Here is a 16,045-nt window from a genome sequence, read left to right as displayed (position 1 = left end):
GGACCCTGCATGGATTTCGTACTCGATTTGCTCGCCACCGTCTCGCGCTGGAGCCGCAGCAATCTCTCGGAAATCGCGCTCGCGCTGGTGGGCTGCCTGCTGGTGCTGTTCGGCTCGGACATCAAAGGCTGGCTGGAACAGCGAATCAGCGGCATTACCGGTGCCCTGCGCATCCCGCTGATCGCCCTGCTGTGCGCCGTGGGCAGCGGCGCGGCGCTGATCTATGCCACGCCTTGGGTAGTGCGCGGCCTCAGCCAGTTCAACAACTACAGCCTGGCGCCGGTGCTGTTGGTGGTGCTGGTGCTGATCGGGGTGATTGCGGACAGGAAGTGAGCCTGTTCTGGATCAACCTTCTGTCGCACTACTGAACGATGAGGCAACTGGCAAACGTGCATGCCCCGGATTTTCCGGTAAATGTCACAAACTTTATGCTCGGTGTGCCACTGACAGGCGTGATACTCAGTGGGTAAGTGGCGGCGCTACTGACGACGTAGGTGCCTTTGCTCGCCACTTCCTGCTTCACGCCCTTCTGTATGACGTAGATCGCGAACGCACTGTTATTGCGTACCTGTACCGCCGTATCCACACCCTGAGGCGGCGCAACTTGAGCAGTATCGGCGGGCGGCGCTGTTTCGTTCTGGACAGCGTCTGTTGAATCGAGTGCGTATGCGCCGAGGCAGACGCTCATGAACAATGTTGGTGCTAATAGCCATGCTTTCATCACGCTCTCCATAAAAGTCGATAGCGGTTAACCGCGGCAGATCACTCGCGGCTATTGGCCCAATATATAGCGCCCACGCGCGCTCGACAGCTGTCAGAAATAGCAGTAAGAAAGCCCGCCAGTCGTTCTCTCCAGACAAAAAAACACCCCGACTGGCGGGGTGTTTTCGCTGCGTCGCCGAACGTTACGGCACCAGTTTGTCCAGCAACGCCTTGTCACGCACCGCGCCCTTGTCAGCGCTGGTTGCCAGCAGGGCGTAGGCCTTGAGGGCGGTGGTCACTTTGCGTGGACGCGACTCGACCGGCTTCCAGCCTTTCTTATCCTGTTCGGTACGGCGCTCGGCCATCTCGGCATCGTCGATCAGCAGGTTGATCGAGCGGTTGGGGATGTCGATCAGCACTTTGTCGCCATCGCGCACCAGACCGATTGCACCGCCTGCCGCCGCTTCCGGGGAAGCGTGACCGATGGACAGGCCTGACGTACCGCCCGAGAAGCGGCCGTCAGTCAGCAGTGCGCAATCCTTGCCCAGCCCTTTGGACTTCAGATACGACGTCGGGTAAAGCATTTCCTGCATGCCCGGGCCGCCTTTCGGGCCTTCGTAACGGATGATGACGATATCGCCAGCCTTCACTTCGTCAGCAAGAATCCCGCGTACTGCGCTGTCCTGGCTTTCAAAGATTTTGGCGTTGCCTTCGAAGACGTGAATCGACTCGTCGACACCGGCAGTTTTCACTACGCAGCCATCCAGCGCGATGTTGCCGTACAACACGGCCAGGCCGCCTTCTTGCGAATAGGCGTGCTCTACGCTGCGGATGCAGCCGTTTTCACGGTCATCATCCAGACTGTCCCAACGGGTCGACTGGCTGAACGCGGTCTGCGTCGGGATGCCTGCCGGGCCTGCCTTGAAGAAGGTGTGCACGGCCTCGTCGTCAGTCTGGGTGATGTCCCATTTGGCGATGCCTTCGGCCAGGGTCTTGCTGTGCACGGTCGGCAGGTCGGTGTGCAGCAGGCCGCCACGGGCCAGCTCGCCGAGGATGCTGAAGATCCCGCCCGCGCGGTGCACGTCTTCCATGTGGTACTTCTGGATGTTCGGCGCGACCTTGCACAGCTGCGGCACCTTGCGCGACAGGCGGTCGATGTGGCGCAGGTCGAAGTCGATCTCGGCTTCCTGAGCAGCGGCCAGCAAGTGCAGGATGGTGTTGGTCGAACCGCCCATGGCGATGTCCAGCGTCATGGCGTTCTCGAACGCCTTGAAGTTGGCGATGTTACGCGGCAACACCGAATCGTCGTTTTCCTTATAGTACTGACGGCACAGGTCAACGATGGTGCGGCCGGCCTGCAGGAACAGTTGCTCGCGGTCGCTGTGGGTGGCGAGTGCGGAACCGTTGCCCGGCAGGGCAAGACCCAGTGCTTCGGTCAGGCAGTTCATCGAGTTGGCGGTGAACATGCCGGAACACGACCCGCAGGTCGGACAGGCGCTGCGCTCGTACTCGGCGACTTTTTCGTCACTGGCTGTCGAGTCGGCGGCGATGACCATCGCATCGACCAGATCCAGGCCGTGGCTGGCCAGTTTGGTCTTGCCCGCTTCCATTGGCCCGCCGGAGACGAAGATCACCGGAATGTTCAGGCGCAACGACGCCATCAGCATGCCCGGGGTGATCTTGTCGCAGTTGGAAATGCACACGATGGCGTCGGCGCAATGCGCATTGACCATGTACTCGACCGAGTCGGCAATGATCTCGCGGCTCGGCAGCGAATAGAGCATCCCGTCGTGGCCCATGGCGATGCCATCGTCGACCGCGATGGTGTTGAATTCCTTGGCCACGCCACCGGCGCGCTCGACTTCACGCGCGACCAGCTGGCCCATGTCCTTGAGGTGGACGTGGCCGGGTACGAACTGGGTGAAGGAGTTGGCGATGGCGATGATCGGTTTCTTGAAGTCTTCGTCCTTCATGCCCGTGGCGCGCCACAGGGCGCGGGCGCCGGCCATGTTGCGGCCGTGGGTGGACGTTTTCGAGCGGTAATCAGGCATTGAAACACTCCGGCAAAAATAAGGCTGATCAGGAAGGGAGTGAGCTTCTATTGACGTCGCGAACGAGCGGCAGTGACCGCAGGCAGCGAAGAAACCGAACACCACGGGATCACCGTGTATTCGGCCTGAGCTCATAAACCCGCCGGGGATGACTGGCGATGAATAGCGCCGATTCTACACCGCCGGGTGGTTTGGTGGGGTCCGAATATCGGTCTTGGCACGGCGTTGCAAATCCCGATGGACAAAAGGCTGTCAGCCCATCTATCTTCCTCGGCAGGCCGCCTCATGTGGCCACGTCGCTCGGACGGTTCCGGGCGCTTACGTTTGCGAGATACTCATGGCTGACCAAGGTTCGCCGCGCCGCTTTGCGCGCATCGATCGACTCCCCCCTTATGTGTTCAACATCACCGCCGAGCTGAAAATGGCTGCTCGTCGTCGTGGTGAGGACATTATCGACCTGAGCATGGGCAACCCCGACGGGGCCACACCGCCGCACATTGTCGAAAAACTGATCACCGTCGCCCAGCGCGAAGACACCCACGGTTACTCCACCTCGCGGGGCATTCCGCGCCTGCGCCGGGCCATTTCCAACTGGTACAAGAAGCGCTACGAGGTCGACATCGACCCTGAAAGCGAAGCGATCGTGACCATTGGTTCCAAGGAAGGCCTGGCCCACCTGATGCTCGCCACGCTGGATCAGGGCGACACGGTGCTGGTGCCCAACCCCAGTTACCCGATTCACATCTATGGTGCCGTGATTGCCGGCGCCCAGGTGCGATCGGTGCCGCTGGTGCCAGGCGTGGACTTCTTTGACGAGCTGGAAAAAGCCATTCGCGGCTCGATTCCCAAGCCGAAGATGATGATTCTGGGCTTTCCGTCCAACCCGACTGCGCAATGTGTGGAGCTGGATTTCTTCGAGCGCGTGGTGGCCCTGGCCAAACAGTACGACGTGCTGGTGGTGCATGACCTGGCGTACGCCGACATCGTCTACGATGGCTGGAAAGCCCCGTCGATCATGCAGGTGCCGGGCGCCAAGGACATTGCCGTGGAATTCTTCACCTTGTCTAAGAGCTACAACATGGCAGGCTGGCGGATTGGCTTCATGGTCGGCAACCCCGAACTGGTGAATGCACTGGCGCGGATCAAGAGTTACCACGACTACGGTACCTTCACGCCACTGCAGGTGGCGGCGATTGCCGCGCTGGAAGGCGATCAGCAGTGCGTGCTCGACATTGCCGAGCAGTATCGCCAGCGCCGCAACGTGCTGGTCAAGGGCTTGCACGAGCTGGGCTGGATGGTAGAGAACCCCAAGGCCTCTATGTACGTCTGGGCGAAGATTCCACAGGCTTATGCGCACCTGGGTTCGCTGGAGTTCGCCAAGAAGCTGCTGGCCGAGGCCAAGGTGTGTGTCTCGCCGGGCATCGGTTTCGGTGAGTACGGCGACGATCATGTGCGCTTCGCCCTGATCGAGAATCAGGACCGCATCCGCCAGGCCGTTCGTGGCATCCGCAGCATGTTCAGGGCCGACGACAAGCTCAAGTCCTGAGGCTAACCTGAACGCCATGCCTGCTGACCGAATGCGCTCGGCAGGCATGGACCTCGATACCGATGATGCCCTTCCCTGACTGACCGACAGTCGCCTCGACAATTTTTACTTACTGCAAATGGCCGCGGCCCGGTATGATCGCGCGCCCCGATACACCCGGAATTCTGAAATAAAATGAAACCCACCTTGATCGCCGCCGCAGAACTCGATCGCATCGACACCTGGGCCAAATACTCCAGCCACATGTGCGGGGGCTGCGTGTCCAGTTGCTGCACGTTGCCGGTAGAAGTGAAGATCAAGGACCTGATACGCATCGGCATCGTCGATGAGTTCGAGCGCGGCGACCCGGCCAAGAACATCGCCAAGCGTCTGCAGAAAGAAGGCATCGTCGAGCGCTACAACCAGAAGTCCGAGATCTTCACCTTGCAGCGCATGAGCAACAACGACTGCCTGTACCTGGACCGTAAAAGCCGCCTGTGCACCATCTATGACAAGCGCCCGGACACCTGCCGCAACCACCCGAAAATCGGGCCGCGCCCCGGTTATTGCGCGTACAAACCCAAAGAAGTCGTGCGTCAGGAAAGCGGCTCACTGAGAAACGCCACCAGCGCGCCAGTGCCGAAGTTCTGACCCCTTGAAGGCTGCGCAACGCGCAGAATATCGGCTCATATCAATCAAGCCCCGCACAGGGGCTTTTTTGTGGGCGATGGAAAAAGCCTATCGATGTTAATTTTTGTGAAAAATAAAAATACTTCACATTATTTACTCATTGATTCACTATCCAATTCACAGATCAGAACAATAACGCTCGAATGCCAGCGACACAGGCATCGGCACTGACTTTGAGGATTACTGCATGACCAGCAAAAACGTTGGCGTTATCGGCCTCGGTGCGATGGGTCTGGGCATTGCCCGCTCGTTGCTGCGTAGCGGCTTCACTGTGCATGCCTGCGATGTGCGCAGCAGCGTGACCGAAGCGTTTGCTCAGGAAGGCGGCGTTGCCTGCCAATCCCCAGCCAGCATGGCCGCTGCCTGCGATGTGATCATTACCGTCGTGGTCAATGCCGAGCAGACCGAAACCGTCCTGTTTGGTGAAAACGGCGCCATTGCCGCCCTGCGTCCAGGCTGCCTGGTCATCGGTTGCGCCACCGTCGCGCCCACCTTCGCCGTCGAACTGGGCGAGCGTCTGGCCGCACAGAATCTGCTGTACCTCGATGCGCCTATCTCCGGCGGTGCCGCCAAGGCTGCCGCAGGTCAGATGACCATGATGACCTCCGGCCCCGCCGAGTCTTACGCCAAGGCCGAAGCCATCCTCAATGGCATGGCCGGCAAGGTCTATCGCCTGGGCGACGTCCACGGGCTGGGCTCGAAAGTCAAAATCATCAATCAGTTGCTCGCTGGCGTACACATCGCCGCCAGTGCCGAAGCCATGGCCCTCGGCCTGCGCGAAGGTGTCGATGCTGACGCGCTGTATGAAGTGATCACCAACAGTGCCGGTAACTCGTGGATGTTCGAAAACCGCGTGCCGCACATCCTCAATGCCGATTACACGCCGCTGTCGGCTGTGGATATCTTCGTCAAAGACCTCGGCCTGGTACTGGATACCGCACGCAGCAGCAAATTCCCGCTGCCGCTGTCGGCCACCGCACACCAGATGTTCATGCAGGCCTCCAGCGCCGGTTTCGGCCGCGAGGATGACTCGGCGGTGATCAAGATTTTCCCGGGCATCGAATTGCCGAAAGCCAAGCCAGAAAAAGCCTGAGGAGCGACTGATGAGCCTGAATAACGCTCGCCCGCTGCTGGGCTGCATTGCCGATGACTTCACCGGCGCGACCGACCTTGCCAACATGCTGGTGCGCGGCGGTATGCGCACCGTGCAGAGCATCGGCATCCCCAGCGCCGAAATGGCTGCCGGCCTGGACGCCGACGCGATTGTCATCGCCCTGAAATCGCGTACCACACCAAGCGCCGACGCGGTGGCTGAATCCCTCGCTGCGCTGGAATGGCTGCGCGAGCGCGGCTGCGAGCAGATCTTCTTCAAATACTGCTCGACCTTCGATTCCACCGCCGCGGGTAACATCGGCCAGGTCAGCGAAGCACTGCTGGAGCAACTGGACAGCGACTTCACCCTCGCCTGCCCGGCCTTCCCGGAAAATGGCCGCACGATTTTCCGTGGCCATCTGTTCGTACAGGACCAGTTACTCAGCGAATCGGGCATGCAGAACCACCCGCTGACGCCCATGACCGACGCCAATCTGGTGCGTGTGCTGCAAGCGCAGACCCGCCACAAGGTCGGCCTATTGCGCTATGACAGCATTGCCCAGGGCGTCGAAGGCGTGCGCAACAGAATTGCCGAGCTGCGCGCCGAAGGTGTGAGCATGGCGATCGCCGATGCCCTGTCGGATGCCGATTTGTACACCCTGGGCGAAGCCTGCGCCGACTTGCCGCTGCTGACCGGTGGCTCGGGTCTGGCGCTGGGCCTGCCGGGTAACTTTCGCAAGGCGGGCAAGCTGCGCGATATCGATGCCGCCAAACAGGTCGCCATCAGTGGTGGCGAAGTGGTACTGGCGGGTAGCGCATCGGTCGCCACCAACGGTCAGGTTGCGGCCTGGCTGGAAGCCGATCGCCCTGCGCTGCGCATCAATCCGCTGGATCTGGCCGCTGGCAAGCCAGTGGTCGAGCATGCGCTGGCCTTTGCCAGAGATGCCGGGCAGACCGTATTGATCTACGCCACCAGCACACCGGATGAGGTCAAAGCCGTGCAGAAAGAACTGGGCGTTGAACGCTCCGGAGCCATGGTCGAAGCCGCACTCGGCGAAATCGCCAAAGGGCTGCTGAACGCTGGTGTGCGCCGCTTTGTGGTCGCCGGTGGCGAAACCTCCGGTGCCGTGGTTCAGGCGCTGGGCGTGCAACTGTTGCAGATCGGCGCACAGATCGATCCGGGCGTTCCGGCCACAGTCAGCAGCGGCGTGCAACCGCTGGCACTGGCGCTCAAGTCCGGTAATTTCGGCGCTCGCGACTTCTTCGCCAAAGCCCTCAAGCAACTGGCGGGGGCGGCCTGATGAACGACGAAAACGCACTGCGTCAGGAAATCTGCGACGTCGGCCGTCTGCTGTATGGCCGTGGCTATACGGTGGGCAGCGCCGGCAACATCAGCGCACGACTCGACGACGGCTGGCTGATTACCCCGACCGATGCCTGCCTGGGCCGCATGGACCCGGCCGATATCGCCAAGGTCAATCTGGCCGGTGAATGGGTATCCGGTAGCAAGCCGTCCAAGACCCTGGCCCTGCACCGCGAAGTCTACGACCGCAACCCGCAGGTCGGCGGCGTGGTGCACACCCACTCGACGCATCTGGTGGCGCTGACCCTGGCGGGCGTATGGCGCGAAGACGACATTCTGCCGCCGCTGACGCCGTATCAGGTCATGAAGGTCGGGCATATCCCGCTGATCCCTTACGAGCGTCCGGGCTCGCCGAAAGTCGCCGAGCGCGTGGCGGAACTGGCCAACAGCGTGCGCGGCGTGATGCTCGAGCGGCTCGGCCCGGTGGTCTGGGAAAGTTCGGTGGCCAAGGCCTGCTACGCCCTGGAAGAGCTGGAAGAAACAGCGCGTCTGTGGCTGATGAGCAATCCCAAACCTGCGCCGCTGGACCCGGCGGCGCTTGAAGAACTGCGTCAGGTGTTCGGCGCGAAGTGGTAACGGACACACATTGATCGGGGGGCGCGCTGCGCCTCCCGGACGAAAAACAATAACAACAGGAATCGAGAGCATGACTCACCCCTATCCCGCTGTTTCGTTGTTCCTCTTTACCACCATCGACCGGAGTGCACGGGCATGACGCCGCTCATGTTGATGATCGTGGCCGGTGCGGGCATCGCACTGCTGTTGTTCCTGGTGCTCAAGTACAAATTCCAGCCCTTTGTCGCCCTGATGCTGGTCAGCATTATCGTGGCGCTGGTCGCCGGTGTTAAACCGGCCGATCTGGTTTCCACCATTGAAGGCGGCATGGGCAAGACGCTCGGCCACATCGCGATCATCATCGCTTTGGGCGCGATGATCGGACGCATCATCGAGCTGTCGGGCGGGGCCGAGGCGCTGGCCAAAACCCTGATCAACCGCTTCGGTAACAGACGCACGCCACTGGCGCTGACCGTTGCAGGCTTCATGGTCGGTATTCCGGTGTTCTTCGAGGTCGGCGTGATCATCCTCATGCCGCTGGCTTACGGTGTGGCACGGGCGGCACGCAAGCCGCTGCTGATCTTCGCGCTGCCAATGTGTGCAGCCTTGCTTGCCGTGCACGCGTTCCTGCCGCCGCACCCCGGCGCGGTAGCCGCTGCCAGCCAGTTGGGCGCGGACCTGGGCCGGGTGCTGATGCTGGGTATTCCGATCGTTGCCGTGCTGTGCATGATCGGCTACTTCGTCGCGGGCCGCATGACCCGTAAGACCTACCCGATGACCGATGATATTCGCGCCGAAGTCTACGGCCCGCACGTTACCAACGAAGACCTGGAAGCCTGGGCGCGCAACGATTATTCCGCTGTACGTGAAGCCACTGAAACCAGAACCCTGGGCGCGGAAGAAACCGCCAGCAGCCTGGCAAGCAAACTGCCGCCAGCGCCTGCACCGGGTTTCGGGCTGATCATCGCGCTGATTCTGCTGCCGATCGTGCTGATTCTGATGGGCACCCTGGCGACGACCATGCTGCCTGCAACGTCGACGCTGCGTGCAGTGCTGACTGTTCTAGGTGCGCCGCTTGTGGCATTGCTGATCGATACACTGCTTTGCGCATGGCTGTTGGGCTCGCGTCGTGGCTGGAGTCGCACTCAGGTGTCCGACGTGATCGGCTCGGCCTTGCCCGGTGTGGCGATGGTGATCCTGATTGCCGGTGCCGGTGGCGTGTTTGGCAAGGTGCTGGTCGACACCGGCATTGGTGCGGTGGTCTCCGAGGCGCTGCGCAACACCGGTCTGCCGGTACTCGCGCTGGGCTTCCTGCTGACCCTGCTGCTGCGCGCTGTTCAGGGTTCGACCACCGTTGCACTGGTGACCACTGCAGGCATTCTCAGCCCGCTGATCGCCACGCTGGACCTGAGCGCCAACCACCTGGCTCTATTGTGCCTGGCGATGGGCGGTGGCGGTCTGGCCATGTCGCACATCAATGATGCCGGTTACTGGATGTTCACCAAGCTGGCAGGCCTCAACGTCGCCGACGGCTTGCGCACCTGGACCGTACTGGTCACGCTGCTCGGCACACTGGGCTTCGTGATCACCCTGCTGCTTTGGCCATTCGTCTGACCCTTTGAAGACTGGAGTTAACATGCCTCGTTTTGCCGCCAACCTCAGCATGCTGTACCCGCAGCATGACTTTCTTGAGCGCTTTGCCGCAGCCGCTGCCGATGGTTTCGGCGCGGTCGAGTACCTGTTCCCCTACGCCTACAGCACTCAGGAACTCAAGCAGCGCCTGAGCGACAACGGTCTGGTGCAGGCGCTGTTCAACGCCCCGCCAGGCGACTGGGAGGCAGGCGAGCGAGGCATTGCCACGCTGCCGGGCCGTGAAGCGGAATTTCGCAGCGGTATCGAGCAGGCGTTGGAATATGCGCAGGTGCTGGGCAATGACCGAGTGCATGTCATGGCTGGCTTGCTGGCCGATGAAAGCTTGCGTGAGCGTCATCAGGCGGTCTATCTGGAAAACCTCGCGTTCGCGGCTGAGCAAGCCAAGGGCGCAGGCGTCACGATTCTGATCGAGCCGATCAACACCCGCGACATGCCGGGCTTCTTCCTCAATCGTCAGGATCAGGCACAGGACATCTGCAAGCTGGTGGGTGCCGACAACCTGAAGGTGCAGTTCGACTGCTACCACTGCCAGATCGTCGAAGGTGACCTGACCAGCAAGCTGCGTCGCGACTTTGCGGGCATTGGTCATATTCAGATCGCCGGGGTACCGGATCGCCATGAGCCGGACTTGGGCGAACTGAACTACGAGCACCTGTTCAACGTCATCGACGAGCTGGGCTACAGCGGCTGGATCGGCTGCGAATACCGTCCGAAAGGCGATACCAGCGTGGGTCTGGCGTGGTTGCGCAAGCTACAAGCCAAGAGCTGAAAAACGCGGGATAGACGACGCGGAGCGTGAGGAACGATCACTCTGTAACTGTCGTGCCCAGGCACGCCAGGCTTGCGCAAGAACACTATCGTGCGACGCTCCGCGTCGCATGCCGTTCTGGACGCTCTGCGTCCGCTCTTCAGCGACCCGAGCCTCAATCCTCTACGTCGAACTGGTCCTTTATATAGCGGATTTCAGTCCGGCCATGCGGCGCTGGCTGGCCGTCTTCGTCGAGGTTGACGAAGACGATCTTGTCGACAGTCAAAATGCTTTTGCGGGTGATCTTGTTGCGCACCTGGCACTTGAGGGTGATCGAGGTGCGGCCGAATTCTGTGGCGGTGATGCCTAGCTCAATGATGTCGCCCTGACGCGAGGCGCTGACAAAGTTGATTTCAGAGATGTACTTGGTCACCACCCGCTGATTACCCAGTTGAACGATCGCGTAGATCGCCGCTTCTTCATCGATCCAGCGCAGCAGGCTACCGCCGAACAACGTGCCGTTGGGGTTGAGGTCTTCGGGCTTGACCCACTTGCGGGTGTGGAAATTCATGTTCACTCCTGAGCGTCTGGCCGGTAGAGACGTGCATGATGGCAGAGCCGACGGCCCGCGCCCATGCCTGTGTCATAGCGAATGTGCATAGACTCGATTACAGACAGATGGCAATTGTATGGCCTTTAAACCGACAGAAAGCCTTGGGAAGAATCGCGAGCGCAGCTATACTGCCCAACGTTTCAAAACGGTCATCCACGCTTGATACCGTTCCCGCCACCTGTCCGAGGGGCGCTGCAGCAGGTTTTCCCTGTCAGGCTCGGATGGGGCGTTGTTTGCCAGGACGATCCTCGACCGGCAAACCTTAAACGCACAACGGCGCCCATTCGCATTTTTATGGAATGGAGACTCTCAATGAGTGCTGTAATCACGCCCGCAGAATTTAATGACTACAAGGTTGCCGACATTTCCCTGGCCGCCTGGGGTCGTCGCGAAACCATCATTGCCGAATCCGAAATGCCTGCCCTGATGGGTCTGCGCCGCAAATACGCCGGTGACCAGCCGCTCAAGGGCGCGAAAATTCTCGGCTGCATCCACATGACTATTCAGACCGCCGTGCTGATCGAAACCCTGGTTGCCCTGGGTGCCGAAGTTCGCTGGTCGTCGTGCAACATTTTCTCCACTCAGGACCAGGCCGCCGCTGCCATTGCCGCTGCCGGCATTCCTGTGTTCGCCTGGAAGGGCGAAACCGAAGAAGAATACGAGTGGTGCATCGAGCAGACCATCCTCAAGGATGGCCAGCCATGGGACGCCAACATGATTCTCGACGACGGCGGCGACCTGACCGAGATCATCCACAAGAAATACCCGGCGATGCTGGAAAAGATCCACGGCGTTACCGAAGAAACCACCACGGGTGTTCACCGCCTGCTGGACATGCTGGCCAAGGGCGAGCTGAAAATCCCGGCCATCAACGTCAACGACTCGGTGACCAAGAGCAAGAACGACAACAAGTACGGCTGCCGTCACAGCCTGAACGACGCCATCAAGCGCGGCACCGACCACTTGCTGTCCGGCAAGCAGGCACTGGTGATCGGCTACGGTGACGTGGGCAAGGGCTCGGCCCAGTCCCTGCGTCAGGAAGGCATGATCGTCAAAGTGACCGAAGTCGACCCGATCTGCGCCATGCAGGCCTGCATGGACGGTTTCGAGCTGGTCTCCCCGTTCATCGACGGCGAAAACGACGGCACTGAAGCAAGCATCGACAAAGCGCTGCTGGGCAAGATCGACCTGATCGTGACCACCACCGGTAACGTCAACGTTTGTGATTCGAACATGCTCAAAGCGCTGAAAAAACGCGCTGTGGTGTGCAACATCGGTCACTTTGACAACGAAATCGACACCGCTTTCATGCGCAAGAACTGGGCATGGGAAGAAGTGAAGCCACAGGTTCACAAGATCCATCGCACCGGCCCAGGCTCGTTCGACGCACAGAACGACGACTACCTGATCCTGCTGGCCGAAGGCCGTCTGGTAAACCTGGGTAACGCCACTGGCCACCCAAGCCGCATCATGGATGGCTCGTTCGCCAACCAGGTTCTGGCGCAGATCTTCCTCTTCGAGCAGAAGTACGCTGACCTGGCACCGGCCAAAAAGGCCGAGCGTCTGACCGTTGAAGTGCTGCCGAAGAAACTCGACGAAGAAGTGGCCCTGGAAATGGTCCGCGGCTTCGGCGGCGTTGTGACCAAGCTGACCAAGACCCAGGCCGATTACATCGGCGTGACCGTCGAAGGTCCGTTCAAGCCGCACGCTTATCGCTACTGATTGATCTTCTGTGAAGAGTGCGCGGCGTTCCTGACGCCTCTCACTCTCTCAGTTGGCAATTATCTGTGGGAGCGGACTTGTCCGCGAAGGGGCCTGTGCATTCAATCAAGATGCAGCGTCTGAAATAAAGCCTTTGCGGACAAGTCCGCTCCTACAAAGTATGTGTTCGTTTCTATATCGAGATCGGCCTCCATGAGCCAAGAACGCCGCTTCAGCTTCGAGTTCTTTCCTACCAAGACCGACGCTGGACATGAAAAGCTGCTGACCGTTGCTCGTCAGCTCGCTACGTACAACCCCGATTTTTTCTCCTGCACCTACGGTGCCGGTGGCTCGACCCGCGACCGCACGCTCAATACCGTGCTGCAGCTGGAAAACGAGATCAAAGTCCCTGCTGCACCGCATTTGTCCTGCGTGGGCGACAGCAAGGACGACCTGCGCAACCTGTTGGCGCAGTACAAGGATGCGGGCATCAAACGCATCGTGGCACTGCGCGGCGACCTGCCTTCCGGCATGGGCATGGCCAGCGGTGAGCTGCGTCACGCCAATGACCTGGTGAGCTTCATTCGCCAGGAAAGCGGCAGCCATTTCCACATCGAAGTCGCCGCCTACCCGGAAATGCATCCGCAGGCGCGCAATTTCGAAGACGACCTCAAGCACTTCGTCAACAAGGCCAACGCCGGCGCCGACAGTGCGATCACGCAGTACTTCTTCAACGCCGACAGCTATTTCAACTTCGTCGAGCGGGTCGAGAAGATGGGCGTCAGCATTCCGATGGTGCCGGGCATCATGCCGATCACCAACTACAGCAAGCTGGCGCGTTTCTCGGATGCCTGCGGTGCGGAAATCCCGCGCTGGATCCGTAAACAGCTGGAAGCCTACGGCGATGACGTGCAAAGCATCCAGGCGTTTGGCGAAGAAGTCATCACGCAGATGTGCGAACGACTGCTGCAAGGCGGCGCCCCCGGCCTGCATTTCTACACGCTGAACCAGGCAGAACCGAGCCTGGCGGTGTGGAACAACCTGCAACTGCCACGCTGAAAACGGCTGCGGCACCGCGGTCCGACCGGTAATTTCCGGGGGATCGCGGCCTCATACACCGTTGGGCAGCAGGAAAGCGGCGTATTGCGCTCGCTCTGTTATACTCCAGCCTTCCCGCCAGGCTTACGCCCGGACGCCCGGTCTTGCAATCGTCATCCGTTCACGCCAACAGCGCAATTTTCATCAAGCGCAGACGTCACGGAATGCACTGAAGACCCGGCAGGACCGGACGGGATCGCGTTGTCTTTACACGCCATTCGCGCCAGGCAAGACATCCCTTGAGCTTAAGCTCCAACAGAACAGGATTACTCATGTCCTTTGCTTCCCTCGGTCTCTCCGAGGCTTTAGTCCGCGCCATCGAGGCAGCGGGCTATACCCAGCCTACCCCCGTGCAACAGCGGGCCATTCCCGCCGTGTTGCAAGGTCGCGACCTGATGGTTGCGGCACAGACCGGTACTGGTAAAACCGGCGGTTTCGCCCTCCCAATTCTGGAGCGGCTGTTTCCCAATGGTGTTCCGGACAAATCCCAGCGTCATGGCCCGCGTCAACCACGCGTTCTGGTCCTGACCCCCACTCGCGAACTGGCCGCACAGGTGCACGAGAGCTTCAAGCTCTATGCCCGCGACCTGAAGTTCGTCAGCGCCTGCATCTTCGGCGGCGTCGGCATGAACCCTCAGGTTCAGGCCATGTCCCGTGGCGTGGACGTCCTGGTGGCCTGCCCCGGCCGCCTGCTCGACCTGGCCGGTCAAGGCAGTGTCGATTTGTCCCACGTTGAAATCCTGGTGCTCGATGAAGCAGACCGGATGCTCGACATGGGCTTCGTCCATGACGTGAAAAAGGTCCTCGCGCGTCTGCCGGCCAAGCGCCAGAACCTGCTGTTCTCGGCAACCTTCTCCAATGACATCACGTCATTGGCCGGCAAGCTGCTGCACAACCCAGAGCGCATCGAAGTCACGCCGCCGAACACCACGGTCGAGCGTATCGAGCAACGGGTTTTCCGCCTTGCCGCCAATCACAAGCGTTCGCTGCTGGCGCACCTGATTACCGTCGGTGCCTGGGAACAGGTGCTGGTCTTCACCCGCACCAAGCACGGCGCCAACCGTCTGGCCGAGTACCTGGACAAGCACGGCCTTGCGGCTGTCGCGATCCACGGCAACAAGAGCCAGAACGCCCGTACCAAGGCACTGGCCGACTTCAAGGCAGGTGATGTACGCATCATGGTTGCGACCGATATCGCCGCACGCGGCCTGGATATCGACCAGCTGCCGCATGTCGTCAACTTCGAGCTGCCCAACGTCGACGAAGACTACGTTCACCGTATCGGTCGTACCGGCCGGGCCGGTCGTTCGGGCGAAGCCATTTCCCTGGTTGCGCCGGACGAAGAGAAGCTGCTCAAAAGCATTGAGCGCATGACTAAACAGAAGATCGCCGATGGCGACCTGATGGGCTTCGACATCACCGCAGTCGAGGCTGAAAAACCGGAAGTGCGTGAGCGTCCGGATGTTCGAAACTCCCGTGGTGCACGTCCTGCCGGCGACAAGAACAACGGCGGTCGTCGCGACAAGGGCAAGGACAAAGGCAAGGAAAAACCTGCCGCTGCAGCCGCCACTGGCGAACGCCCTGCAAGGCAGCCACGCGAAAAAAAACCTCGTGAGGGCACGCCTCGCAGCGAACAGCGTGCATCGCAGCCATCCATACCGCGCCCGGCAGCCGATCGTGCGCCGGACGAGTTCCGCGATGATGAAGTAGACAACTTCGGCAATCGTGCTGACTACGTCAGTCCTTATCAGGGCAAAGGCCAGAACCGTGGTCGTCGTCCTGCTGCTGCGCCCGGTGCAGCACCGGCTGCTGGCGGCGCAGCTCGCCCAGCCAATTCGGGTCGACCTGCGGGCGGCGCTCGTAACGGTTCCGGTACTGGCGCGCCAAAGCGCAACGGTTCGGGTTCGTCGGCTCCGCGTTCGCGTGATGGCCAGCCGCGCGGTCGTCGCCCGGCACGTGAAGATCAGCCCTTGCCGCGTGAAGGTCAGGAGCCAGCCGTGCGTGCCCCGCGCGACGGTCAACCTCAGCCGAAGATCGTGCACAAGGAATCCAAGATCGACCGTTTCCCGTCTGCCGAGCAACTGGACCAGTTGCCAACACGCCCACGCGGTGAAAAACCGGCCCTGCTGACCCGCAATCGCGACAGCTGATAGCCACGCAACACTAAAAACGCCCCGACCTGCTCGGGGCGTTTTTGTTTGTGGCCCTGGAGGATGTTGATATCGCTCCCACGCTCTGCGTGGTAGCGCAGCCT

14 protein-coding genes and 1 riboswitch are annotated in these 16,045 nt (G+C 60.7%); of the genes, 11 read left to right on the top strand and 3 right to left on the bottom strand.

Annotated features, from left to right (window positions below; translation table 11 throughout):
- The first annotated feature begins 9 nt into the window (after positions 1-9).
- Complete coding sequence (locus LJU29_RS02030; protein ID WP_002551720.1) at positions 10-333, top strand: DUF3392 domain-containing protein; 324 nt, start codon at positions 10-12, stop codon at positions 331-333.
- Between the two features lie 28 nt (positions 334-361).
- On the opposite strand, the gene LJU29_RS02025 is transcribed toward LJU29_RS02030, so the two are convergent.
- Together LJU29_RS02025 and ilvD are read right to left on the bottom strand one after the other, a co-directional pair.
- Entirely contained in the window at positions 362-721 is a 360-nt protein-coding gene (locus LJU29_RS02025) for a hypothetical protein (RefSeq protein ID WP_005752635.1), read from the bottom strand.
- Between the two features lie 184 nt (positions 722-905).
- A complete protein-coding gene (ilvD, locus tag LJU29_RS02020) occupies positions 906-2,753 on the bottom strand; it encodes a dihydroxy-acid dehydratase (RefSeq protein WP_004667272.1) in 1,848 nt (615 codons plus the stop codon).
- A 337-nt stretch (positions 2,754-3,090) separates the two neighbouring features.
- Here ilvD and alaC point away from each other — a divergent pair, with 337 nt between their 5' ends.
- From alaC to otnI, 7 genes are all read left to right on the top strand, one after another.
- The gene (gene alaC, locus LJU29_RS02015) at positions 3,091-4,299 is read left to right on the top strand and encodes an alanine transaminase (protein WP_003346356.1); all 1,209 of its coding nucleotides are present in this window, start codon (positions 3,091-3,093) and stop codon (positions 4,297-4,299) included.
- Between the two features lie 174 nt (positions 4,300-4,473).
- Complete coding sequence (locus tag LJU29_RS02010; RefSeq protein ID WP_003422458.1) at positions 4,474-4,929, top strand: YkgJ family cysteine cluster protein; 456 nt, start codon at positions 4,474-4,476, stop codon at positions 4,927-4,929.
- Positions 4,930-5,155: 226 nt separating this feature from the next.
- Positions 5,156-6,061 carry an L-threonate dehydrogenase gene (gene ltnD, locus LJU29_RS02005; RefSeq protein WP_057454202.1) on the top strand — a complete coding sequence of 302 codons (906 nt, stop codon included), beginning with the start codon at positions 5,156-5,158 and terminating at the stop codon, positions 6,059-6,061.
- A 10-nt stretch (positions 6,062-6,071) separates the two neighbouring features.
- Positions 6,072-7,361, top strand: coding sequence for a 3-oxo-tetronate kinase (gene otnK, locus LJU29_RS02000; protein WP_257111579.1), 1,290 nt, complete (start codon positions 6,072-6,074; stop codon positions 7,359-7,361).
- Positions 7,361-7,999, top strand: coding sequence for a 3-oxo-tetronate 4-phosphate decarboxylase (gene otnC / locus LJU29_RS01995; protein WP_257111578.1), 639 nt, complete (start codon positions 7,361-7,363; stop codon positions 7,997-7,999). The genes otnK and otnC overlap by 1 nt, the downstream gene beginning before the upstream one ends.
- Positions 8,000-8,134: 135 nt before the next feature.
- Entirely contained in the window at positions 8,135-9,592 is a 1,458-nt protein-coding gene (locus LJU29_RS01990) for a GntT/GntP/DsdX family permease (protein WP_257111577.1), read from the top strand.
- 22 nt (positions 9,593-9,614) lie between these two features.
- A complete protein-coding gene (gene otnI / locus LJU29_RS01985; protein ID WP_005743070.1) occupies positions 9,615-10,400 on the top strand; it encodes a 2-oxo-tetronate isomerase in 786 nt (261 codons plus the stop codon).
- Between the two features lie 154 nt (positions 10,401-10,554).
- Here otnI and LJU29_RS01980 read toward each other — a convergent pair whose 3' ends face one another.
- Positions 10,555-10,950: an acyl-CoA thioesterase gene (locus LJU29_RS01980; RefSeq protein ID WP_004409331.1), complete on the bottom strand. Its 396-nt coding sequence runs from the start codon at positions 10,948-10,950 to the stop codon at positions 10,555-10,557.
- Positions 10,951-11,170: 220 nt separating this feature from the next.
- Positions 11,171-11,281: riboswitch (S-adenosyl-L-homocysteine riboswitch) on the top strand.
- Positions 11,282-11,304: 23 nt separating this feature from the next.
- Here LJU29_RS01980 and ahcY point away from each other — a divergent pair.
- From ahcY to rhlE2, 3 genes are all read left to right on the top strand, one after another.
- Entirely contained in the window at positions 11,305-12,714 is a 1,410-nt protein-coding gene (gene ahcY / locus LJU29_RS01975; protein WP_057454204.1) for an adenosylhomocysteinase, read from the top strand.
- Between the two features lie 192 nt (positions 12,715-12,906).
- On the top strand, positions 12,907-13,752 hold the full coding sequence (gene metF / locus LJU29_RS01970; protein WP_003366111.1) for a methylenetetrahydrofolate reductase [NAD(P)H]: 846 nt from the start codon (positions 12,907-12,909) through the stop codon (positions 13,750-13,752).
- Positions 13,753-14,063: 311 nt separating this feature from the next.
- Entirely contained in the window at positions 14,064-15,941 is a 1,878-nt protein-coding gene (gene rhlE2 / locus LJU29_RS01965; protein ID WP_002551708.1) for an RNA helicase RhlE2, read from the top strand.
- The last annotated feature ends 104 nt before the right edge of the window (positions 15,942-16,045 follow it).

The organism is Pseudomonas ficuserectae (assembly GCF_024584585.1).
In the GTDB taxonomy this organism is placed as follows: Bacteria; Pseudomonadota; Gammaproteobacteria; order Pseudomonadales; family Pseudomonadaceae; genus Aquipseudomonas; species Aquipseudomonas amygdali.
This window is presented reverse-complemented; position numbering and strand designations above follow the sequence as displayed.

Bases quoted from the DNA above. Each gene is read 5' to 3' on its own strand.
- ilvD (WP_004667272.1), bottom strand. From the start codon at position 2,753: ATGCCTGATTACCGCTCGAAAACGTCCACCCACGGCCGCAACATGGCC.
- otnC (WP_257111578.1), top strand. From the start codon at position 7,361: ATGAACGACGAAAACGCACTGCGTCAGGAAATCTGCGACGTCGGCCGT.
- ltnD (WP_057454202.1), top strand. From the start codon at position 5,156: ATGACCAGCAAAAACGTTGGCGTTATCGGCCTCGGTGCGATGGGTCTG.
- LJU29_RS01990 (WP_257111577.1), top strand. From the start codon at position 8,135: ATGACGCCGCTCATGTTGATGATCGTGGCCGGTGCGGGCATCGCACTG.
- LJU29_RS02025 (WP_005752635.1), bottom strand. From the start codon at position 721: ATGAAAGCATGGCTATTAGCACCAACATTGTTCATGAGCGTCTGCCTC.
- ahcY (WP_057454204.1), top strand. From the start codon at position 11,305: ATGAGTGCTGTAATCACGCCCGCAGAATTTAATGACTACAAGGTTGCC.
- alaC (WP_003346356.1), top strand. From the start codon at position 3,091: ATGGCTGACCAAGGTTCGCCGCGCCGCTTTGCGCGCATCGATCGACTC.
- LJU29_RS02030 (WP_002551720.1), top strand. From the start codon at position 10: ATGGATTTCGTACTCGATTTGCTCGCCACCGTCTCGCGCTGGAGCCGC.
- metF (WP_003366111.1), top strand. From the start codon at position 12,907: ATGAGCCAAGAACGCCGCTTCAGCTTCGAGTTCTTTCCTACCAAGACC.
- LJU29_RS02010 (WP_003422458.1), top strand. From the start codon at position 4,474: ATGAAACCCACCTTGATCGCCGCCGCAGAACTCGATCGCATCGACACC.
- otnI (WP_005743070.1), top strand. From the start codon at position 9,615: ATGCCTCGTTTTGCCGCCAACCTCAGCATGCTGTACCCGCAGCATGAC.
- otnK (WP_257111579.1), top strand. From the start codon at position 6,072: ATGAGCCTGAATAACGCTCGCCCGCTGCTGGGCTGCATTGCCGATGAC.
- rhlE2 (WP_002551708.1), top strand. From the start codon at position 14,064: ATGTCCTTTGCTTCCCTCGGTCTCTCCGAGGCTTTAGTCCGCGCCATC.
- LJU29_RS01980 (WP_004409331.1), bottom strand. From the start codon at position 10,950: ATGAATTTCCACACCCGCAAGTGGGTCAAGCCCGAAGACCTCAACCCC.